14 protein-coding genes and 1 pseudogene are annotated in these 21,311 nt (G+C 57.3%); 10 read left to right on the forward strand and 5 right to left on the reverse strand.

Annotated features, from left to right (window positions below; genetic code table 11):
* Positions 1–121 precede the first annotated feature (121 nt).
* Both ACO9S2_RS14685 and ACO9S2_RS14690 read left to right on the forward strand, forming a co-directional pair.
* Positions 122–706, forward strand: a complete 585-nt coding sequence (locus ACO9S2_RS14685) for a hypothetical protein (protein WP_423723131.1) — start codon at positions 122–124, stop codon at positions 704–706.
* A gap of 455 nt (positions 707–1,161) precedes the next feature.
* On the forward strand, positions 1,162–2,385 hold the full coding sequence (locus ACO9S2_RS14690; RefSeq protein WP_423723132.1) for a TIGR03862 family flavoprotein: 1,224 nt from the start codon (positions 1,162–1,164) through the stop codon (positions 2,383–2,385).
* A gap of 243 nt (positions 2,386–2,628) precedes the next feature.
* Here the strand turns inward: ACO9S2_RS14690 and ACO9S2_RS14695 are convergent, their stop codons facing one another.
* A complete protein-coding gene (locus tag ACO9S2_RS14695) occupies positions 2,629–3,018 on the reverse strand; it encodes a hypothetical protein (protein ID WP_423723133.1) in 390 nt (129 codons plus the stop codon).
* A 179-nt stretch (positions 3,019–3,197) separates the two neighbouring features.
* On the opposite strand from ACO9S2_RS14695, the gene ACO9S2_RS14700 reads away from it, so the two are divergent.
* A complete protein-coding gene (locus tag ACO9S2_RS14700) occupies positions 3,198–3,716 on the forward strand; it encodes a hypothetical protein (protein WP_423723134.1) in 519 nt (172 codons plus the stop codon).
* Between the two features lie 235 nt (positions 3,717–3,951).
* Here ACO9S2_RS14700 and ACO9S2_RS14705 read toward each other — a convergent pair whose 3' ends face one another.
* The 4 genes from ACO9S2_RS14705 to ACO9S2_RS14720 all read right to left on the reverse strand — a co-directional run bounded on the left by ACO9S2_RS14705 (position 3,952) and on the right by ACO9S2_RS14720 (position 10,223).
* Positions 3,952–4,947, reverse strand: coding sequence for an ImmA/IrrE family metallo-endopeptidase (locus ACO9S2_RS14705; RefSeq protein WP_423723135.1), 996 nt, complete (start codon positions 4,945–4,947; stop codon positions 3,952–3,954).
* Positions 4,948–5,223: 276 nt separating this feature from the next.
* Positions 5,224–5,484 carry a colicin E3/pyocin S6 family cytotoxin gene (locus ACO9S2_RS14710; protein ID WP_423723136.1) on the reverse strand — a complete coding sequence of 87 codons (261 nt, stop codon included), beginning with the start codon at positions 5,482–5,484 and terminating at the stop codon, positions 5,224–5,226.
* A 248-nt stretch (positions 5,485–5,732) separates the two neighbouring features.
* A complete protein-coding gene (locus tag ACO9S2_RS14715; RefSeq protein WP_423723137.1) occupies positions 5,733–6,698 on the reverse strand; it encodes an acetyl-CoA carboxylase carboxyltransferase subunit alpha in 966 nt (321 codons plus the stop codon).
* A gap of 66 nt (positions 6,699–6,764) precedes the next feature.
* Positions 6,765–10,223 carry a DNA polymerase III subunit alpha gene (locus ACO9S2_RS14720; protein ID WP_423723138.1) on the reverse strand — a complete coding sequence of 1,153 codons (3,459 nt, stop codon included), beginning with the start codon at positions 10,221–10,223 and terminating at the stop codon, positions 6,765–6,767.
* A 171-nt stretch (positions 10,224–10,394) separates the two neighbouring features.
* Here ACO9S2_RS14720 and ACO9S2_RS14725 point away from each other — a divergent pair, with 171 nt between their 5' ends.
* The 7 genes and pseudogenes from ACO9S2_RS14725 (at position 10,395) to purD (ending at position 21,296) form a co-directional block, all read left to right on the forward strand.
* On the forward strand, positions 10,395–12,110 hold the full coding sequence (locus tag ACO9S2_RS14725; RefSeq protein WP_423723139.1) for a phospholipase D-like domain-containing protein: 1,716 nt from the start codon (positions 10,395–10,397) through the stop codon (positions 12,108–12,110).
* Positions 12,111–12,278: 168 nt separating this feature from the next.
* Positions 12,279–13,734, forward strand: a pseudogene (locus ACO9S2_RS14730) (N-6 DNA methylase).
* The gene (locus ACO9S2_RS14735; protein ID WP_423723140.1) at positions 13,731–14,948 is read left to right on the forward strand and encodes a restriction endonuclease subunit S; all 1,218 of its coding nucleotides are present in this window, start codon (positions 13,731–13,733) and stop codon (positions 14,946–14,948) included. Before ACO9S2_RS14730 ends, ACO9S2_RS14735 begins: the two are co-directional and overlap by 4 nt.
* Before the next feature lie 10 nt (positions 14,949–14,958).
* Positions 14,959–15,828 (forward strand): GIY-YIG nuclease family protein, encoded by an 870-nt coding sequence (locus tag ACO9S2_RS14740; RefSeq protein WP_423723141.1) that lies wholly within the window; start codon positions 14,959–14,961, stop codon positions 15,826–15,828.
* 25 nt (positions 15,829–15,853) lie between these two features.
* Complete coding sequence (hsdR, locus tag ACO9S2_RS14745; RefSeq protein WP_423723142.1) at positions 15,854–18,190, forward strand: EcoAI/FtnUII family type I restriction enzme subunit R; 2,337 nt, start codon at positions 15,854–15,856, stop codon at positions 18,188–18,190.
* 139 nt (positions 18,191–18,329) lie between these two features.
* Complete coding sequence (purH, locus tag ACO9S2_RS14750; RefSeq protein ID WP_423723143.1) at positions 18,330–19,883, forward strand: bifunctional phosphoribosylaminoimidazolecarboxamide formyltransferase/IMP cyclohydrolase; 1,554 nt, start codon at positions 18,330–18,332, stop codon at positions 19,881–19,883.
* Positions 19,884–20,024: 141 nt separating this feature from the next.
* A complete protein-coding gene (gene purD / locus ACO9S2_RS14755; protein ID WP_423723144.1) occupies positions 20,025–21,296 on the forward strand; it encodes a phosphoribosylamine--glycine ligase in 1,272 nt (423 codons plus the stop codon).
* Positions 21,297–21,311 lie beyond the last annotated feature (15 nt).

Genomic DNA, 21,311 nt, shown 5'->3' on the forward strand with positions numbered 1-21,311 from the left:
GGCGTATTGTTTGCGACCGGCAGCGGCGTGTTATAAGGACAGGAACCGTCCGATCCGGTTCTTATGCGGATCCGTCTAAACATTGTTAGCTGGATTGGAGCAACCCTGCGGAGGGACCGTAATGCCGGACATCAATTCACACTTGGAGGTCATCGGTTTGGAGAAAGCACTTTCGGCTGCGGCGGCCGTTGGTGGCATCGTGATGAAAGTCGCGATCACGTGGTGGAACACGAGACACTATCATGCGGTGAGAGGGGATCGGCGGAAGCTCCTCGCTCTCCATGAGTGGACAGGTACTTGGAAGGAGATCTCGCCGACCTCAAACCCCGCTCGCGATTTGACAATTCGCTATTGGGTTGGCCTAAAGGAACATGGCGGCGAGATTCAACTGGTCGCCCCGGTTGACCCGGGCTCACCGAAGATGAGGAACTATTACTACCGTTTCAGAGGAGGATTTGAAGACAATAACTGGCTTGTGTTGAACTACTACAGCATTGACCGAAGCGTCGTTGAATATGGCACGATCTTGCTTTGTCTCCCGGCAGATCCGAAAACCACTCCTACAACTGGTATGCTTTGCGGTTACGGTAGCTGGCCCGGGGGCATAACATACGGTCCTGTTGAGCTACGAATCGGCCCGCCGGTTCCGTTGTGGCAAAGGATAATCGCTCGTCTCGTCGGGCGTGTTTGGCTGAAACGTCCGTAGGATGCGCCAAGTCTGCTGGCGTGATGCGTGCGGAAGACCAGCTAACAAGGCGGTCCAGCGGAGGCGGCCCAGGGGTTTAGGTTGTTAGAGACTCATGTGCGCGTTCAATGCGGTCTGGTTGTGCGGGGCGTATTGGCCTGTCACCGGAGCCGACCCGCTGACCGCCAGCGTTAGGCAATATATGGCCAGTACAAGACGCGTTCGCATCAAGGACCACCCTGCGTGACTCCCCGGCGGGGCGCTGAGTAATCGCCGATCAAAAGGGCTTTCTCTGCTTCTAGCTTTGCTGGAATGTTTTCCGTTCAGCTGTCGATTGCGGCAATCGTTGTCTCTTTCCTCCTCCTGACTTTGCTACAATCCCCGCAGTTCTGAGATGTGCGTGCCTGGTTGCTTGTAACCAATCGCCTGGTCAACGGACACTTCGCGGTTGCTCGGTTTGAAGGGGGAATGACCTGGTGAAGACCATTGCGATTATCGGAGGCGGGCCAGCTGGGCTGATGGCCGCGGAGGTGGCGAGTGCGGCTGGGGTGCGCGTCGATCTGTACGATGCGATGCCCTCCGTGGGCCGGAAGTTTCTGCTGGCGGGCAAGGGCGGGCTGAATCTCACCCATTCGGAACCGCTCGAACCGTTTCTCGCCCGGTATGGCGCCAGGCGCGCAAAGATCGCTCCGCTGCTGGCCTCGTTCGGCCCGGAGGCGCTGCGTGCCTGGGTGGGAGGGTTTGGCATTGAGACGTTTGTCGGCACCTCCGGTCGTGTGTTCCCGAAAGATATGAAAGCGGCTCCGCTGCTGCGGTCCTGGTTGCGCCGTTTGCGCCAGGCTGGCGTCGTGTTTCACACTCGGCACCGCTGGTCAGGCTGGACGGAAGATGGGCAACTCACCTTTTCGACGCCGCAGGGAACCGCATCAGTTCAAGCCGACGCGGTGATTCTTGCGCTCGGTGGAGGTAGCTGGCCTTCTTTGGGTTCCAATGCCTCCTGGGTCCCGCTGCTCCGGGAAAGGGGCGTGGTCGTCACGACGTTGCGCCCGGCCAATTGCGGATTCGACGTGGCCTGGAGCGAGCATTTCCGCAATAAATTCGCGGGGCATCCGGTCAAATCAGTGGCCTTGAAGATTCAAACCCCGACCGGCGGGGAGTGCTGGCAGCAGGGTGAATTCGTCGTGACGAAGACCGGTATCGAAGGCGGCGTGATCTACGCGATGTCGGCGCTCCTGCGGGACGAGATCCTGGCCAAGGGGACGGCGTTGCTGCGCCTTGATCTGGCGCCCGATCGTGACCTGTCCCGTTTGACGAACGAACTGTCGCGCCCGCGCGGCAAGCGGACGATGGCGACGCATCTGGACCGGCGGGTCGGGATTTCCGGCGTGAAGGCGGGATTGCTGCGCGAAGTGGTGTCGAAGGAAGACTTTGCCGATCCCGCCAAGCTTGCCGCGGCGATCAAATCGTTGCCGTTGAAACTCATCGCCCCGCGGCCGCTCGACGAGGCGATCAGCACGGCCGGAGGAGTCGCGTTTGAAGTGCTGGATGCGCGCCTGATGCTGCGCGATGTGCCGGGTGTGTTCTGTGCCGGAGAGATGCTGGATTGGGAAGCCCCGACCGGCGGCTATCTCTTGACGGCCTGTTTCGCGAGCGGCCGCGTCGCTGGAGCCGGTGCGGTGGAATGGCTGAAGTCGCGCTAGCAGGCTGTTGAAAAAGTCCGCCAGCTGCGTTCTCAGAAACTGTGAAGTGTAAGGTGTGAAAAGTGAAACGAGCGGAGGCCCTGAGCTGCGGCCTTGCCTGTGGAACGGCGCGTCTTGGCGCGCCGGGGTTGGGCGGGTGAAAACCGACGGCCATTTTGAACAGCCTGCGAAGACCTCAAAATGAGCCTGTGAGCAGTCACGCCTCATGGTCTCGTGGTACTGAAATAGTTTGTTACTACACTGCTAGTTCGGCCTATCGACATAGATATCGACAATCCCTCCCTTAGGGGCAAGTCCCAGTGAGACCCGGCCGGCGAAGGCCTGATGGGTCCAGTTCATGCCGTCGAGGCTCGACCAATCCTTATAGATGTAGAGTCCCTGGGTCAGTTGGATCTGTAGATTCGTTTCGCCAGGATGCAGAACCAAAGGCCCTTTCACGGAGACGTGGATCGGGATCGTTTTTCCGGCGGGCACATGCAGGACATAATTCTTATCCGCCGGTTCCGGCTTGCCGATTTCAACGACCGGGACACGTGTCATGATATCTTCCGGCGGGCCGCCCATGCCCGCGCAGCCGGCGAGAATGGTCAGGGCGGGGAGCAGCGCCACAACAGATTGCTTCATCACAGCCATACCTCCTCCTGTCATGTCTTGGATCATCCTATTCAGAGTCCCATGATCCTGCAAGGCGGAATGAGATTCTGACGCCCCTCACCTTCAATTCGTTGACGGCAGCATGGTAGTGTGGGCGCATGCTGCTGCCTAAAAGTTGTGAACAGGCGATTCTCGAACGATTTTTACGAGCCGAAGCCATGGCACTCTGGGCCGTGCGGGCGGCGCAGCTCCGTGATGTGCCGCAGAATGTGCAGACCTTCCTGAAGCAGCACGAAGCGGACGAACTGGATCATCTGAAACAGTTTGAAACGATGCTGGGCCATCAGTCGCGCGGACGAGAGGTGCTGCCGACGGTCCCGCAACAATGGCCGGCTTTGGCCGTGCTGCTCTTTGGATATGAAGCGCTCGGATTGGAGTTTGCCAAATTGCTGATCGGCCTTCGTCCAGACATGGCGTCGATTGTGGAGGACGAGGAAACGCATGTCGGCTTTTTTGAGCGGGAGCTTCGGAAAATCCTCGCGGGCAACGCGGTGGGGGCGGAGCAAGCCAGGGTGTCGGCGCGGGCCTGGTGGAAGAAGTTACCCCGCACGGTTGATCGCTATCTTCAGGACGAAGAGCTGGATGTCTGCCGGGCAGACATGCGCGCCATGATGTTAGCGGCCATTCAACAGCGGTTCATCGCGGTGGGATTACAGGCGCCGAGCGAGATGGCCTGAGTCTCATGAGGCCCAACATGAGGCGATGGAAGGGGATAGGGAAGAGTAGGAGCGAGCGCGCTTGAGTGAAAGTCGATTGGCAATACGAGTCCATAGTCATGCCTGACCCCATTTGTGGTGACAACTGTTGCGCTAGGATCTTGAATGCACACTGACACCTTTTCTTTCCCCCGGCTGTGCGGCAGGAATTAGATTGCGAGGGATGCACGGTGAATTAGTTCCTGCAGTTCTATTCCTATTTTTCAAAGAGGTCAGCAGCTCTCTTTGCAATAAAGGCTTCAAAGTCGGGGTGATTGGAAAAGTCTAAAAACTCCTGCCGGTCTTTGAAGCGCTGCATGCAGGCCGCGATTACAGTATCAACACAGTAGTCCTTTGTGTTTTTAACCCTGCCGTTTGTGGCACCAAAAACGCCATTAATAGACAAGGTCATCCTTTCTTGCTCCCGTGCTGGTACATCAATATCTTCCAGTATGCCATGCAGAATGGTACGCCAAGGACGTTTGTCCTTGACCGACAATGAAACTCCGGTTGGGAGTTTCCACCAATGAAATATGCGATCACCAGACTTTTGGTGATAATAGTGTTGGCAATAAGTATATGCAGCCGATGGAAAATCTTCGTCGACTGGTAGGGTTGATGCTAGGGTTCCTAGTGTCCTTCCGGAAAATTCTACCTTTCCACGCTTTTCAGATGCGAATACAATATTTGGGGGAAGTATTTTGGAAAGCCTTAGGGCTGCTGCATGAGCCGATGTTTCGCATTTGTCTGAGATTGCGGAGTGTGCCTTTGCGAGATCTTTTTCCGCCGAAAGTATCTTATTAACCCATTCTTGGGGCATTAGGAGTTCGGCAGCAAATCCATTAGCCTCTGACTCTATTTCCCAATACTCGGTGGACGATTCGTGGCGATTCGGGTCAACATGGTCGATGATCGTGCCTGTATGCCAAGGGATAACAATGTGGCCAAGCTCGTGCGCTAAGGTAAATCTTTTTCTCAATGGTGGATTTGACGAATTGACTATCACTATGGGTTTCTTGCCTGAAACTTTTAGGTTCACCGATATACCATCTGCTCCTTCGAATGGTATGTCAGCGTATCTCAGACTCCCATATTTTCTGACTAGTTGCTTGACATCAATGGGAGGTGTTAGGCGATACTTTTCAATAACCCGACGAGCAAAGTTAGCTGCGGGTTCCTCCGCTATGGCCATAGCCCCTCTTGCTTTAACCATGCTAGGAGCTTTTTTGCCTTTTCGGGCCCATCAGCTCTCGCCGCCATAGGAAGTTCTTGCGCCCCCACAAGCAATGCTCCAATGTCCTGATCAGTCTTGTGAGCTGTGACTATAAAGGGCAAGACATCCGGGTCTGCTACCCATAATGAGTATTCTGATCTTGTCATTCCCAGGAATTTGTATAGAGGGAGCACGCTATCCCCAGCGTGCCACCTTTCGACAAAGTCATCGATATCTTCTAGTAGAGCTTCTCCGAGAATGCACTTATCGATGAAGCTAGACATTGATCGTTCTCCCTTTTACTGCCGGCTTAATCAAGTTTCCGTGGATGGGATCTATGGCACCTAGATGGTGCCCCCTCCTATTAAAGACTTCGATCTCGCCGTGCAGTTTGTCCCAAGTATAGATGCGTGAACCATCTTTTGATACCCAACGCTTCTCTCCAGAAAATGCGCCCAGGCAGTCACAGCCATCCAGAATCGAAGGTTTGGGAACTGGTTTGGGACCAGAAGCTGCCCCCCTTTTGGTTTCTTCCAAGGTATCCTGTGTTCTGAATCTATATGGCTAGCGATAAGGGCACGATATATAAAATTGGTCCTATTGTACTTTTTTTGCAGCGAACTGTTCCATTGCTAACTCTTCGCACGGCAGCTTGGCGAGTTTTCATTTTCCGCTGTCGATCGAGTTTGTTCACGTCACTTTTCAGTTACTAAGGGAAGAAAAAGGTGTCAGGAACCATTGTTTGAAGTGCTAGACGAAGGGCTGGCGGTCTGAGAGCGGTCTGACTAGGTGAGTGCAACTAACCCGTTCACGGCGCCCATTTTCCGGTACTTCTGGTCGCGCTGGGTCAACAATTGATCGGTCGAGAGGTCGGTGAGCTGGAACAGTTGGTTGGTAAGGGCTTTGGCGACGCGATCCGTGATGGCTTTGGGATCGCGATGGGCTCCGCCGAGTGGTTCGGGAATAATCTCGTCGATGACCCCGAGTTCCAGGAGGTCTTGCGCCGTGATCTTGAGGGATAAGGCGGCATCCGGGACTTTGGCGGGATTGTCCCAGAGGATGGCGGCACAGCCTTCCGGCGAGATGACGGAGTAGACGGAATGCTCCAGCATCATCACGCGGTCCGACACGCCCAGGGCGAGGGCGCCGCCGCTTCCGCCTTCTCCGATCACGACGGAGATAATCGGCACGGTCAGCCGGGACATGACGATGAGGTTATGGGCGATCGCTTCAGCCTGTCCGCGCTCTTCCGCGCCGATGCCGGGATAGGCCCCGGGGGTATCGATAAAGGTAATGATCGGCCGGCCGAACTTCTCGGCCATCTTCATCAGTCGCAGGGCCTTCCGGTAGCCTTCCGGATTCGGCATGCCGAAGTTCCGCTGCATCCGCTCTTTCAGGGTCTTGCCCTTTTGATGCCCGATGATCATGACCGTCCGGTCGTTGAACCGGGCGAACCCGCCCACGATGGCCCGGTCGTCTCCAAAGGAACGGTCGCCATGGAATTCCAGGAATCCGCGGCAGAGTTCATTAATATAGTCGAGTGTGCTTGGCCGCTGTGGGTGGCGGGCGAGCTGTGTGCGCTGCCAGGGGCTCAGGGTGCTGTAGAGTTCGTGCTCGGCCTGGGCCAGCTTTCCGCGGAGCTTGCGGATTTCTTCTTGGGTCGAGGACTTACCGGAATTGGTTGCCGCCAGCTTTTCAATCTTTTCTTCAATCTCGCGGATCGGCTTTTCAAATTCAAGGTAATCGCGCATGGTCGTGGTCGTATCCGGTTGATCAATGGGTAGGGGGAGCGACAGTCCTACCCCCAATTACGTATACTAAGATAGCAAAGAGAGGGCCCCTTTGCCTAGCACTTCTTCAACATCCGCCACAAAGTATTCGCTGGGGGTCACGCTCAGATTCGGGAGCGGCTGGGTGTCGGCTTCGAGTGTGCCGTTCATCCGGAATGTCAGGGAGATGGCGGTGCCCCCTGGGTAACGCTTGAAGATGTCGCGGAGTCGCGGCAACTGGTCGCTCACATCAGGCCGGTCGGTGAGCCGGATGTGGACCCGCTTGATCGACTGCGTCTGCACGTCGGCCAGCGGCTCGATCTTGATCCCGCGCAGCTTGGTGCCCTTGTCCCCCCGGTCGACGGTGCCTGTGAGCCGCACCACCCGTTCCGGGGCAATCAGGTCGCCGGCGGTTTTGAACAGATCCGGAAAGGCGATGACTTCCGCGGTCCCATGCAAGTCCTCAAGGGTGAGGTAGGCCATCCGGTCGCCCTTCTTCGTGACCATGCTCTTGACCGATGCGATGATGCCGCAGAGTTTGACCTCTTTCCCGTCCGCCACGTCCCCCAAGGTAGTCGTTGTGGCGGTGGACAGGGCCTTGATCGTGGCTTCATAGCGCGTGAGCGGATGGGCCGTGATGTAGAAGCCGGTCAGTTCACGCTCGTACTTCAAGCGCTGAGACTGATCCCATTCGGCGATGTTGGGCAGCGGAGGCGTCGCCATCGCGGCGGCGTCCTGGCCATGGATCTCTTCGCCGAAAATGCTGGTCTGCCCCAGGTCCCGTTCCCGCTGGGCGGCGGCGCCGTCTTCGACGGCCTGGTCGAGGACGGCCATGAGCTGCGATCGCTTGGCGCCGGTCGAATCGAAGGCACCCGCCTTGATGAGTCCTTCGAGCGTGCGCTTATTGACTTTGTGCAGGTCCACGCGCCGGCAGAAGTCGAAGAACGACGGGAAGGGTCCGGTCTCATTGCGAATGGCGATGATCGATTCGACGGCACCTTCTCCGACATTCTTGATGGCCGCCAGGCCGAAACGGATCACGCCGTCGACCACGGCGAAATTCTTCTTGCTCGCGTTGATATCGGGACCGAGAACCTTGATGCCGAGGTCGCGGCATTCGGTGAAGTAGCCGACGATCTTGTCCTGGTTGCCCATGTCGGTCGTCATGAGGGCGGCCATGAACTCGGTCGGGTAGTGGGCCTTCAAGTAGCCGGTATGATAACAGACCACGGCATAGGCCGCGGCGTGCGACTTGTTGAACCCGTAGCCGGCAAACTTCTGGATCAGCTCGTAGAGCTTGTCGGCCTTCTTTTCCGCGATCCCCTTGGTCTTGGCGCCTTCCAGGAACTTGACGCGCAGCTTCTCCATCTCCTCCGGCTTCTTTTTGCCCATGGCCCGGCGGAGAATGTCGGCTTGTCCCAGTGAGAAGCCCGCCACCTTGTTGGCGATGGCCATGACCTGTTCCTGATAGACGATGACACCATAGGTGTCCTTCAGGATCGGCTCGAGCTCCGGCGTCTCGTAGGTGATCGGGATCTTGCCCTGCTTGCGTTTGATGAAGTCGGGAATCAGGTCCATGGGACCAGGCCGGTAGAGCGCAATGATGGCGATGATATCTTCGAACCGGTCCGGCTTCAGGCCGGTGAGCAGATCGCGCATCCCCGAGCTTTCTAACTGGAACAATCCGGTCGTCTTGCCGGACGCAAGCAGCGCAAAGGTCTTGGGGTCGTCGAAGGGGACATGATCGACGGCCAGCGGCGGATCGTTCGGATGGCCCTCGTTGATGAGCGCTTCGGCGCGGCGGATCATCGTGAGGGTTTTGAGGCCCAGGAAGTCGAACTTCACCAGGCCGATTTTCTCCACGTCCCCCATCGAGTATTGGGTCACAATTTCGTCGTTGGCCCCCTTGTAGAGAGGGACGTGATCGGTGAGGGGGCCTTCTGAAATGACGACGCCGGCGGCATGTGTCGAGGCGTGGCGCGCCAGGCCTTCCAGCGATTGCGCGACTTTCATGAGTTCGGCGATTCTGGTGTCGGTCTCGACGAGTTCGCGAAGCTTCGGTTCCTGCTCAAGGGCCTGCTGCAAAGTCATGTTCAGCTGATTGGGGATCAGCTTGGCGACTTTGTCGGCTTCGGCGTAGGGGATCTCCAAGACCCGGCCGACATCGCGGATCGCGGCCTTGGCGCCGAGCGTTCCGAACGTGATGATCTGCGCTACGTGGTCGGTCCCATACTTCTCGACCACATAGTTGATCACCTCGCCACGGCGATCCATGCAGAAGTCCATGTCGATATCGGGAAGCGACACGCGCTCGGGGTTCAGGAACCGCTCGAAAAGCAGGGTATAGACCAGCGGATCGAGGTCGGTGATGCGCAACGCATAGGCCACCAGGCTCCCGGCGGCCGAGCCGCGGCCCGGTCCAACAGGAATCCCGCGCGAACGGGCAAACCGGATGATGTCCCACACAATCAGAAAGTACCCGGCAAATCCCATGGAGCAGATCACCGTCAGCTCTTCGCGCAAACGCAGCTCATAGGAAGCGGAGGGAATCTGGCTGGGGCGCTCTTTGAGGCGCGCCTTCAAACCCGCAATCGCCAGTTCCTCGACATACGATTCACGGGTATAGCCCTCCGGCACCTTGTATTGGGGCAGATAGGTTTTGTTCAGTGCAAGCTGAAGGTCGCAGTCGTCGGCGATCTTGCAGGTATTGCTCACGGCGCCGGGAAATTCGGCGAAGGCCGGGGCGATTTCCTCGGTCGATTTCACATAGAGCTGATCGGTGTCGAACTTCATCCGGTTCGGATCGCTGATCGTCTTGCCGGTCTGGAGGCAGAGCATCAGTTCGTGCGGGCGGGAATCTTCCTTCTTGAGATAGTGGCAGTCGTTCGTGCCGGCCATCGGGATCCCGAGCTTCTTGTGGATCTCGATCAGTCCGGCATTGGCGATCCGCTGATGGTCGAGCCCGTTGGCTTGCACTTCGAGATAGAAGTGGTCTTTGCCGAAGATTTCCCGGAACTCCCCCGCGACCGCCATCGCGCCATCCATATCCTTCTGGCCGATCAGGTAGGGAATCTCGCCGCTCAAACAGCCTGATAGGGCAATGATCCCTTCGTGGTGCTCCTTGAGAAGTTCCTTATCTATCCGAGGCTTATAATAGAACCCTTCAAGATATCCTTTACTGACGATCTTGACCAGATTCTGATACCCCGTCAGATTTCGAGCCAGGAGAATCAGGTGATAGTAATCGTTATGGGCCAGTCCGCTGTCCTTCTTCGCATGGCGGCTGCCCAACGCCATATAGGCTTCACAGCCGATGATCGGCTTTACCCCGGCGTCTTTGGCCTTTCGATAAAACTCAATCGCGCCGAACATGTTGCCGTGGTCGGTCATGGCCACGGCCGGTTGATTGAACGATTTCACCTGTTGCACGAGCGGTTCGATCTGATTCGCGCCGTCGAGCAGGCTGAATTGGGTGTGCAGATGGAGATGGACGAAGGACGAAGCCATGGTCGGATTCTAGGAGGGCGGGGAAGGGGAAGTCAACGCGAGGAGAACCGCCCTCCGTACGGGCTTGACGGACTTCGCCGATCAGCGGAGAATCCGCGCCACTCGATCGCCTGGCTGCCGCTCTGGGAAGGTAGACTCGGTACCAGGCGCTCACATCCTGAGGAGGTTGCCATGGCCGGTGAATTTCAGGTCAGCGGCGGGAACGCCGCCGCGCTCTTCACGCTCACGCTGTATCGCGGTGACGGCATGACCCTTCTCGCGATGAATTGGAAGAAGGGCACGCCGCCGGCGGATTTCGTCGGCTTTGCCATCGAGTACAAGGAGCCCGCCGGCAGTAAGTTCTTTTCCCTGAAAAACCGCCTGAGTTTTCCCGATGCCGCCGGCAACGTCGATCCCAGGCAATTGTCGACACGACTGTCGCCGATCCAAAAGTTTCGGTGGGTGCATTTCCCGCGTAACGCGGAGCTTCCCGGCGAGTTCCTCTATAAAGTGACGCCCGTCTTCATGAACGACCAGAACGAGTTGAGCTACGGTGAGTCCCAGAAGGCCGCGATCGAACTCCGGCGTGAAACATACCCGGGACAGCTCAACGTCACGTTCACACGCGGCTTTGTCTCATCTCAGGCTTTCGTGGACCGCTACGAATCCAAAGGATCCATCTCCAAGCTGTTGCCGTCCAGCGCCGACAAAGGGCTGACATTCACTCCGACCCATCCCCTGACCAAGGACGCGCTGGCCTGGATGGGCTTCGAGGCACGGAGTGCCATTCTTGAGGTGCTCGATCAAGCGGTTGCCGACAAAAAATCCCAGGTTCGCGTCGTCGCCTATGATCTCAATGAGCCGGAAGTGCTTTCGCGCTTAGTGGCGCTGGGTTCCCGGCTCACAATCATTATTGATGACGAGGGCGATCACGGGGACCCGCAATCGGCCGAGACACAGGCGGAGACGCGGTTGAAGGCTTCTGCCGGCGCCGCGAACGTCAAGCGGCAACACATGGGCCAACTTCAACACAACAAGACCATCGTGATCGACGGCCCGATCGTACAGGCGGTCGTCTGCGGCTCGACGAATTTCTCCTGGCGCGGGTTCTACGTGCAATCGAACAATGCCCTGGTCCTGCGGGGCAAGAAACCCGTCAAGACCTTCCTTGAGGCGTTCGACAACTATTGGGCCTCTGGAAGCCCCGCCACGTTCGGCAAGACAGCCTCCGCAAAATTGACCGGTCTCGGATTGAGCGGCATCAACGCCAGGATAGGATTTTCCCCGCACGCCTCCAACAATGCGCTGTTGGCCGCGATCGCCAAAGACATCGGGGAGAAGACCTCATCGAGCCTGTTTTATTCGCTGGCCTTCCTCTACCAGACACCGGGACCCATCTTGGAGGCCATCAAGAAAGTCACCAATAAGAAGGAGGTGTTCGTCTACGGGATTTCCGACCGGAAAGTCGGCGGCCTCGCGTTGCAGAAACCCGACGGCAACGTCGCGCCGGTGAGGCCTGCCGAGCTGACGGAGCACGTTCCTGAGCCGTTTAAGGCGGAGCCCACAGGCGGCGGTGGCGTCCGCATGCACCACAAATTCGTGGTGATCGATTTCGACAAGCCGACCGCTCGCGTGTATCTTGGTTCCTACAACTTTTCCTCAACAGCCGATACCAAGAACGGAGAAAACCTGCTCCTGATCCGCGACCGACGAATCGCCGTGTCCTATATGATCGAGGCCCTCCGCATCTTCGACCACTATCATTTCAGAGTGGCCCAGCAGGAGGCGGAGAAGGCCAGGAAGAAGCTGGCATTGGCGAGGCCTCCGCGCAAGCCGGGGGAAAAACCCTGGTGGGACGAAGACTATACGGATGCGAGAAAGATTCGCGATCGGGAACTCTTTGCGTAGGTGCAGGCTTTCAGAGCAGGGGACTGTCGTGAGCGAATTATCAGCTGGCTGGTTCTTCCCGGCAACGAAGGATGTGCCAGCGGAAACCCTGGTGATTTCCTCATGTTAACCAGATATCTTCTCTCGCTAATTGCCCTCGCACGATGACACGACCTGGAGGCGGTCCGCATGTTTGAGCAGGCGTTCAAGAACATCGACGACGTACTCAGAAAAGAGGCCGGGTGCACCACCGAGCTGGACTATACCGAGCAGACTTCGTGGCTGTTGTTCCTCAAGTATCTCGATGGACTAGAGCAGGATAAGGCCGACGAAGCCAAGCTGGAGGGCAAGAAATACAGTTTCATTCTCGACAAAGACTACCGTTGGGAGAGCTGGGCCGCGCCCAAGGGGAAAGACGGCAAGCTCGACCACAATAAGGCCCTGACCGGCGACGATCTGCGCGATTTCGTCAACCTGAAGCTCTTTCCCTACCTGCACAGCTTCAAGCAGAAGGCCAGCGGGCCGAACACCATCGAGTACAAGATCGGGGAGATCTTCGGCGAGATTAAGAACAAGATCCAGAGCGGCTACAACCTGCGCGAGATCATTGACCACATCGACGAACTGCGCTTCCGCTCCCAGACCGAGAAGCACGAGCTGTCGCACCTCTACGAAGCCAAGATCAAGAACATGGGCAACGCCGGGCGCAACGGCGGCGAGTATTACACCCCCCCGCCCGCTCATTCGCGCCATGGTGCAGGTGGTCAAGCCGAAGCTCGGCGAGAAGATCTACGATGGGGCCTGCGGCTCAGCAGGGTTCTTGTGCGAGGCATTCGACTACTTGAAGTCCAAGGGTAATCTCACGACGAAAGACCTCACCACACTCCAGACCCGCACCTTCTACGGGAAGGAAAAGAAGTCGCTCGCCTACGTCATGGCGATCATGAACATGATCCTGCACGGTATCGAGGCACCGAACATCATCCACACCAATACGCTGACCGAAAACCTGGCCGACATTCAGGAGAAGGACCGTTACGATGTGGTGTTGGCCAATCCACCATTCGGCGGCAAGGAGCGGAAGGAAGTGCAGCAGAACTTCCCTATCCGCACCGGCGAGACGGCGTTTCTCTTTCTCCAGCACTTTATCAAGATGCTCAAGGCGGGCGCGCGCGGTGGTGTGGTCATCAAGAATACGTTTCTCTCCAATACCGACAACGCCTCCGTGAGCCTGAGAAGGCTGCTGCTGGAAAGTTGCAATCTGCACACCGTACTCGACTGTCCCGGCGGCACCTTCCAGGGCGCAGGCGTGAAGACTGTGGTGCTGTTCTTCGAGAAGGGTGCGCCGACGAGAAAGGTCTGGTTCTACCAGCTCGACCCGGGCCGTAACCTCGGCAAGACTAATCCGCTGAACGATGACGATCTTAAAGAGTTCGTGAAGTTCCAAAAGGCCTTCGCCGACTCGCCGAAGAGTTGGAGCGTGGAAGCGAAGAACATCGACCAGACGACCTTCGACCTCTCCGTGAAGAACCCGAACGGTGGCGAGGTGGTGACGCATCGCAGCCCGCAAGAGATCATGGACGAAATCGCCGCGCTGGACGCCGAGAGTGCGGAAGTGCTGGGCAACATCAGAGCGTTGCTATGAAGAACGGGTGGGTGGATAAGCGGCTTGATGATCTTGTCGAATCCAACGTGATTGGCTTAACAAAAAGCAGTCGAGAACAAGGCAAAGACAGAGCATGGCCTTACGTAAAGATGAACAACATCACGCGCGACAACCGGTTTGATTTCTCAAATTTCACCTCCGTTGATGCCACCGATGAAGAGGTTCGTAAATTAGCACTCAAGGATGGCGATTTTCTTTTCAATACAAGGAATAGTGTCGAGTTGGTTGGCAAAAGCTGTCTGTATGAATCAGTTTCTGATGACATCGTGCTATTCAACAACAACATCATGCGAATCAGATTCAAGGATGGTATTGAATCTAAATTTGTTTTATACGCTTTTTCATCCAAGGAGGTTGCTGAAAAACTAAACGAGCTTAAAAGCGGCACAACCAATGTTGCGGCGATCTATTACAAAGACTTGAGGGAGTTGATAATTCCTACCCCCCCGCTTCCCGAGCAGCAACGGATCGTCGGCATCCTCGACGAAGCGTTTGAGGGCATCGCCACCGCCACAGCCAACGCCGAAAAGAACCTCCACAACGCCCGCGCCCTTTTCGAAAGCCACCTCCAATCCGTCTTCACCCAGCGCGGCAAGGGGTGGGGAGAGAAACGACTAGACCAAGTATGCACTTTTAGCAGTGGTGGTACCCCGTCAAAAAGTAAGCGCAGCTATTGGAGCGGTAAGATACCTTGGGTTTCTGGACGTGATATGAAATCAACCCAACTGTCCGATTCGCTGTTACACATTTCGCGATCCGCAGTTGACGAGTCCTCAACACGCATGGCGCCAGCAGGAGCGCTCCTAATTCTTGTACGCGGTATGGGCCTGGTACATGGTGCTCAAATCGCCGAGCTAATGGTTCCCTGTGCATTCAATCAAGACATTAGAGCAATCCATCCTGAGCCAGACCTGATCCCTCGGTATCTCCTTTTCGCGCTACGAGACAGAATCAATTCAAGCGACAACGTCTTGAGTAGCGCGGCTCACGGAACACTCAAGATAGACTCAGACGAACTAAAGAGGGTGATGATTCCTGTCCCTTCGCGCGGCCATCAACAGAGAGTTGTGGCCACGATTGACTCCCTTTCAGAAGAAACTCAACGCCTCGAATCCATCTATCAGCAAAAGCTCGCCGCGCTGGACGAGTTGAAGAAGTCGCTGCTGCATCAGGCTTTTAGCGGAGCACTGTAGGAAAGCGATTATGAACAGCACAGTACCATTTTCTTTGCGCATCTTCGTCGCCGACGGAGACCCCGACGGTTTACGTCTGGTCGAGCGATCAAACTGGATTGGAAAGGCAGTTGTCTTTCCCCGTGCACTCTACCCCACAGTTCGCAACCGTCCAGAGTTCCAGCAGACAGGGGTGTATCTCCTATTGGGACCTCGTACGGATGGAGATGGAGAGATGCTCTACATCGGCGAAGGTGACCCCGTACGTCCGAGGCTTGAGGATCACTACGCGAGGAAAGACTTTTGGACCAGCGCAGTATTCTTCGTTGCTCCAGCGCATTTGAATAAAGCCCATGTCCAGTACCTTGAGGCACAGTTGGTTCAACGTGCGATGAGAGCGAATCGGATACCTCTCGATAACGGCAACAAACCAGCGGAGCCAACCCTGTCCGAGGCAGATCGCGCTGACATGGAGGTGTTTCTTCATAACATCCTTGGCATACTTCCGGTGCTTGGCATTACAGCCTTTGAGCAAACGTCTTTAACCCCAATCAAGGCTAACGGCTTTATTCTGACATGCCAAGGGCGTGGCGTTACAGCTACTGGCAATGATACGCCGCAGGGATTTGTTGTTCGACAAGGCTCTTATGCAGCCCATGATGAAGTCCAATCGCTGAAAGAGCACTTTCCTGGCGTAATCAAGTTACGTGCGGATTTGTTATCGAGAGGTGTCCTGGTTTCAGACGGGAATGCACTGAGGTTCACACAAGACTATACCTTCAGTTCTCCTTCACTCGCCTCAGCGGTTGTGCTTGGCCGATCATCTAATGGCCGTACAGATTGGAAGGACCCTTCTGGACGGACATTAAAGCAACTCCAAGAAGCGCAAGCAGAGACATGATCCCATAAAGCGTTTTAGAAGGTTTATGAACGAAGCCGAAACTAGAGCCGAGCACATTGATCCCGCCCTGAAAGCGGCTGGTTGGGGTGTGGTCGATGGGAGCCGCATTCTGCGCGAGTATCCCATCACGCTGGGCCGGATCGAAGGCCTCGGGCGGCGTAGCAAGCCGCTCATCGCCGACTATGTGCTGGTCTATCGGAACCGCAAGCTGGCCGTGATTGAGGCCAAGGCCTGGGATGAGGAGCTGACCGAAGGGGTGGGGCAGGCCAAGAACTACGCGGAGAAGCTGGCCATCCGCTTCACCTATGCTACCAACGGGCAGGGCCTCTACCGCATCGACATGGAGACCGGCAGGGAAGGCGAGGTGCCGGACTATCCCAGCCCGGACGAACTCTGGAACCTGACCTTCACCAAACAGAACGATTGGCGCGACCGCTTTTCCGCGGTCCCGTTTGAGGACAAGGGCGGGTCTCATCCCAGCCGCTACTATCAGGACATTGCCGTTGAGCGGGTGATGCAGGCCATGGCGGAGGGCAAGCCGCGCATCCTCCTCACGCTCGCGACTGGCACCGGCAAGACCTTCATCGCGTTTCAGATTGCCTGGAAGCTGTTCCACAGCCGCTGGAACCTGAGCCGCGAGCCGTCACGGCGTCCCCGCATCCTGTTCCTGGCCGACCGGAACATTCTCGCTAATCAGGCCTACAACGCCTTCTCCGCATTTCCTGAAGATGCCCTAGTGCGCATCGAGCCGGACGACATCCGCAAGAAGGGCAAGGTGCCGGAGAACGGCAGCCTGTTCTTCACCATCTTTCAGACTTTTATGAGCGGGCCGCCAAAGGACGGCAAGCCCTCGCCCTACTTTGGTGAATACCCACCGGACTTTTTCGATTTCATCGTCATCGACGAGTGCCATCGGGGCGGTGCGAACGATGAAAGCAACTGGCGTGGCATCCTTGAGTACTTCGCCCCCGCTGTGCAGCTTGGCCTGACCGCCACGCCCAAGCGCAAAGACAACGTGGACACCTACGCCTACTTTGGCGAGCCGGTCTATATCTACTCCCTTAAGGACGGTATCAACGACGGCTTCCTGACGCCGTTCAAGGTCAAGCAGATCTCCACGACCCTCGACGAGTACGTCTATACGCCGGACGATACGCTCGTGGAAGGCGAGATTGAGGCGAAGAAACGCTATACGGAGAGCGACTTCAACAAGATCATCGAGATCAAAGAACGCGAGAAGAAGCGTGTGGACATCTTCATGGGCCAGATCAACCTGAACGAGAAGACGCTGGTGTTCTGTGCCACTCAGGATCACGCGCTGGCCGTGCGCGACCTCATCAACCAGCTGAAGACGAGCACGGACCCCAACTACTGTCAGCGGGTGACGGCCAACGACGGCGAGCTGGGCGAGCAGCGCCTCCGCGATTTCCAAGACAACGAGAAAACGATTCCGACGATTCTCACGACCTCGCAGAAGCTTTCGACCGGTGTGGATGCCCGAAACATACGCAACATCGTCCTGATGCGCCCGATCAATTCGATGATCGAGTTCAAGCAGATCATCGGACGGGGGACCAGGCTCTATGACGGCAAGGACTATTTCACGATCTATGATTTCGTGAAGGCGCACCACCACTTCAGCGATCCTGAGTGGGATGGGGAGCCAATCGAGCCGGAGCCGAAAGCGGAGGGCAAGACGGTTCCACCGTCGCCTCCACCTGTCGATGGGACGCGTGAAGAGATTAACGAGTATGTGAGGAAGAAGAGAATTAAGGTGAAATTGGCCGATGGGAAAGCCCGCACCATTCAACACATGATGGTCACGACGTTCTGGCACCCGGACGGTACCCCCATGTCCGCGCAACAGTTCCTGGAAATGCTCTTTGGGAAACTGCCGGAGTTCTTCAAGGATGAAGCAGAACTTCGCGCGCTCTGGAGCAGTCCCGATACACGCACCAAGCTACTACAAGGACTTGCCGAAAAAGGGTTCGGCGCTGAGCAGATGGCGGAGATGCAGCGCATTATCGATGCGGAGAACAGCGACCTGTTCGACGTGCTCGCTCATGTAGCCTATGCGCTCCCAACTCTGACCAGGCAAGAGCGAGCCGTGAGGGCGAAGGCTGACATCGTGAGTCACTTCAATAGCAAGCAGCAGACCTTTCTCGATTTCGTGCTGGCGCAATACGTGAAAGTCGGGGTGGAGGAACTAGCACAAGACAAGCTGTCGCCATTGCTCAAGCTCAAGTACCACAATGCCATCGCCGATGCCGTGGCCGACCTGGGAAAGCCCGAAGAGATCGGCAAGGTCTTCGCGGGGTTCCAGAAGTATCTGTATCAACCGCAGATTCAGGCACGGCCATAACCACCTGCCCTGAAAAGTCAGCCGGATCATGCCAGCGTGCGATTGCCTGTTCTTGCACTTATCTGGAGCCATTTGCTATTCTTCACCCCGCCTTCCGAGACGTGACCTACTCACTATGTATGACTCTAAGGAGTGACTCATGGCCAGCATCAAGCGGGCGCTGATCAGCGTTTCAGATAAGACCGGGGTGGTGGAGATGGCGAAGGGTCTCGAAGCCCTGGGCGCGGAAATTCTTTCGACCGGTGGAACAGCCAAGGCGTTGCGCGAGGCCGGGGTGAAGGTGACCGATGTGGCGGCCTATACCGGGTCGCCGGAAATCCTCGATGGACGGGTGAAGACGCTGCATCCGAAAGTGCATGGCGGGTTGTTGGGCCGCCGCTCGGTGCCCGCGCATGTGGCGCAGATGCAGCAGCACGGGATCGGTCCGATCGATGTGGTCGTCGTGAATCTTTATCCGTTCGAAGCCACGATTGCCAAGCCGGATTGTCCGTTTGAAGAAGCCATCGAAAACATCGATATCGGCGGCCCCTCCATGCTGCGCTCGGCCGCCAAGAACCATGAAGATGTCGTGGTGGTCGTCGATCCGGCGGACTATGGCCGGGCCCTCGATGCGCTCAGGAGCGGCGACGTGCCGGCATCGTTGCGGCGCGAATTGGCGATGAAAGTGTTTCAGCACACCGGCCGCTATGACAGTCTGATCGCCGCCTATCTGGAGAAGCAGGTGCAGGGCGGAGAGGTCAAGTTTCCCAAGCTCCTCTCGATGCAATTCGAGCTGGCGGAGACCCTGCGGTACGGCGAGAATCCGCACCAGCAGGGCGCCTTCTATCGCGAGCTGAGTTCCGATGAGCCGTCGGTGTCGCGCGGGAAGATCCTGCATGGCAAGGCGATGTCGTACAACAACTTCCTCGACGCGAATTCGGCGCTTGAATTGGCGAAGGAGTACGAGGAATGTGCGGTCGCGATCATCAAGCACAACAATCCCTGCGGCGTGGCGCTGGGCGCGACGCCGGTGGAGGCCTATGTCAAAGCGCGCGAAACCGATCCGGTGTCGGCGTTCGGCGGCGTGATCGCGTTTAACCGGATTGTGGATTTGCCGGCCGCCAAGGAAATCACCTCGACCTTTGTCGAAGTCGTCATCGCTCCGGGGTTTGCCGAGGATGCGCTGGCCGAATTGAAGCGCAAGAAAGACCTGCGTCTCCTGGATGTCGGCCCGCTCACCAAGGTGAAACAGGTCGGATACGATCTGAAGAAACTGGTCGGCGGTCTGATCGTGCAGGACCGCGATCTGGGCGTGCTCACGGACCTTCGCGCCTTGCAAGTCCCGACGGCCCGGAAGCCGACGGATGAGGAATACGCGGCCTGTGCCTTTGCCTGGAAGGTCTGCAAGCACGTCAAATCGAACGCGATCATTTACGCGAAGCCGGGCCAGACGGTCGGGATCGGAGCGGGCCAGATGAGCCGTGTCGATTCGGTCAAGCTTGCGGCGATGAAAGCGCAGATGCCGGTGAAAGGATGCGTCATGGCGTCGGATGCCTTCTTCCCGTTCCGCGACGGGTTGGATGCGGCGGCGCAGGCCGGCATTACGGCGGTCATTCAGCCGGGCGGGTCGATCCGCGATGCGGAGATCATCAAGGCGGCGGACGAGCACGGGCTCGCGATGATTATGACCGCGATGCGGCACTTCAGGCATTGAGAATACGGGCAAACAGTGACGTGTGATGAGTGATCAGTCCGGCGAGCAAGGTACGTCCGTTACTTTGATCCTGGTCTGCCCGTTTCCGCTCTCTTTCAACGCATCAGACATCACCCGTCACTTATCACGAAAGGTTTTTCCGTGAAGATTCTTGTTGTCGGCAGCGGTGGGCGCGAGCATGCGATCGTGTGGAAACTCGCGCAAAGCCCGCGCAAACCCCAATTGTTTTGCGCCCCTGGAAACGCGGGAATGGAATCGCTTGCCGCATGCCTGCCGATCAAGGCCGACGATATCGCCGCCCTCAAGGAGTTCGTGATCAAGGAGCAGATCGATTTGACCGTGGTGGGGCCCGAAGCTCCGCTGGCGCTGGGCATCGCCGATGAGTTTCGCAAGGCCAAGCTGAAGATTTTCGGGCCGACGAAGAATGCCGCGCGTCTGGAAGCGAGCAAGATTTTTTCCAAAGACGTCATGGCGACCGCGAAGATCCCCACGGCCCGTTCCCAGAGCTTCGAGAAGATGGACGCCGCGTTGGCCTACGTCGATCAACATGAGCTGCCGGTCGTGATCAAGGCCGACGGGCTGGCTCAGGGCAAGGGCGTGATTATCGCGACCACTCGCGAGCAGGCGAGAGAGGCGATTATCGACTCCATGGAGAAGTCGGTGTTCGGCCATGCCGGAGAGCGCGTCCTTGTCGAGCAATTTCTCGATGGGGAAGAATTGACGATCATGGCCTTCACGGACGGCAAGACCGTCGTGCCGATGCTCCCGGCTCAGGACCATAAACGGGTGGGAGACGGGGACACGGGACTCAACACCGGCGGAATGGGGGCCTACTGTCCCGCGCCCTTAGGCACCTCCGCCCTTCGGGTGCAGGTCACCCGCGAGGTGCTGCAGCCGATCGTCGTAGCGATGTCGCGCATGGGCTGTCCCTTTCAAGGCGTCCTCTATGCCGGTTTGATGGTGGTGAAGGGCACGCCGTACGTCTTGGAGTTCAATGCCCGTATGGGTGATCCTGAAACCCAGGTGGTGCTGCCCCTCTTGAAGTCCGATTTGATCGACGTCATCGAAGCGGTGGTGGAACACCGGCTGGATCAATGTACCGTCGAATGGCATGACGACTACGCCGTGTGCGTGGTGATGACCTCCGGCGGCTACCCCGGCGCCTATGAGAACGGGAAGGTCATCCGCGGGCTTTCCGAAGGGACGCCGTCGGCCACCGTATTTCACGCGGGCACGGTCCGCAACGGACACGATATTGTGACGGCCGGCGGCCGGGTATTGGGTGTCACCGGCTATGGAAAGAGCATTGCCGAGGCGCAGCAGGAAGCCTATCGGCGGGTGAAGACTCTTTCCTTCGAAGGCTGCCACTTCCGGACGGACATCGCGCACCGAGCCGTGGGACCGCGGGCTTAGCGCATCCACCCGTTT

It is taken from the genome of Nitrospira sp. NS4 (assembly GCF_049546785.1).
Lineage (GTDB): Bacteria > Nitrospirota > Nitrospiria > Nitrospirales > Nitrospiraceae > Nitrospira_D.

Coding starts and splice junctions, on each gene's coding strand:
- ACO9S2_RS14685 (WP_423723131.1), top strand. CDS start 122: ATGCCGGACATCAATTCACACTTGGAGGTCATCGGTTTGGAGAAAGCA.
- ACO9S2_RS14695 (WP_423723133.1), bottom strand. CDS start 3,018: ATGGCTGTGATGAAGCAATCTGTTGTGGCGCTGCTCCCCGCCCTGACC.
- ACO9S2_RS14700 (WP_423723134.1), top strand. CDS start 3,198: ATGGCACTCTGGGCCGTGCGGGCGGCGCAGCTCCGTGATGTGCCGCAG.
- ACO9S2_RS14705 (WP_423723135.1), bottom strand. CDS start 4,947: ATGGTTAAAGCAAGAGGGGCTATGGCCATAGCGGAGGAACCCGCAGCT.
- ACO9S2_RS14715 (WP_423723137.1), bottom strand. CDS start 6,698: ATGCGCGATTACCTTGAATTTGAAAAGCCGATCCGCGAGATTGAAGAA.
- ACO9S2_RS14720 (WP_423723138.1), bottom strand. CDS start 10,223: ATGGCTTCGTCCTTCGTCCATCTCCATCTGCACACCCAATTCAGCCTG.
- ACO9S2_RS14725 (WP_423723139.1), top strand. CDS start 10,395: ATGGCCGGTGAATTTCAGGTCAGCGGCGGGAACGCCGCCGCGCTCTTC.
- ACO9S2_RS14735 (WP_423723140.1), top strand. CDS start 13,731: ATGAAGAACGGGTGGGTGGATAAGCGGCTTGATGATCTTGTCGAATCC.
- ACO9S2_RS14740 (WP_423723141.1), top strand. CDS start 14,959: ATGAACAGCACAGTACCATTTTCTTTGCGCATCTTCGTCGCCGACGGA.
- hsdR (WP_423723142.1), top strand. CDS start 15,854: ATGAACGAAGCCGAAACTAGAGCCGAGCACATTGATCCCGCCCTGAAA.
- purH (WP_423723143.1), top strand. CDS start 18,330: ATGGCCAGCATCAAGCGGGCGCTGATCAGCGTTTCAGATAAGACCGGG.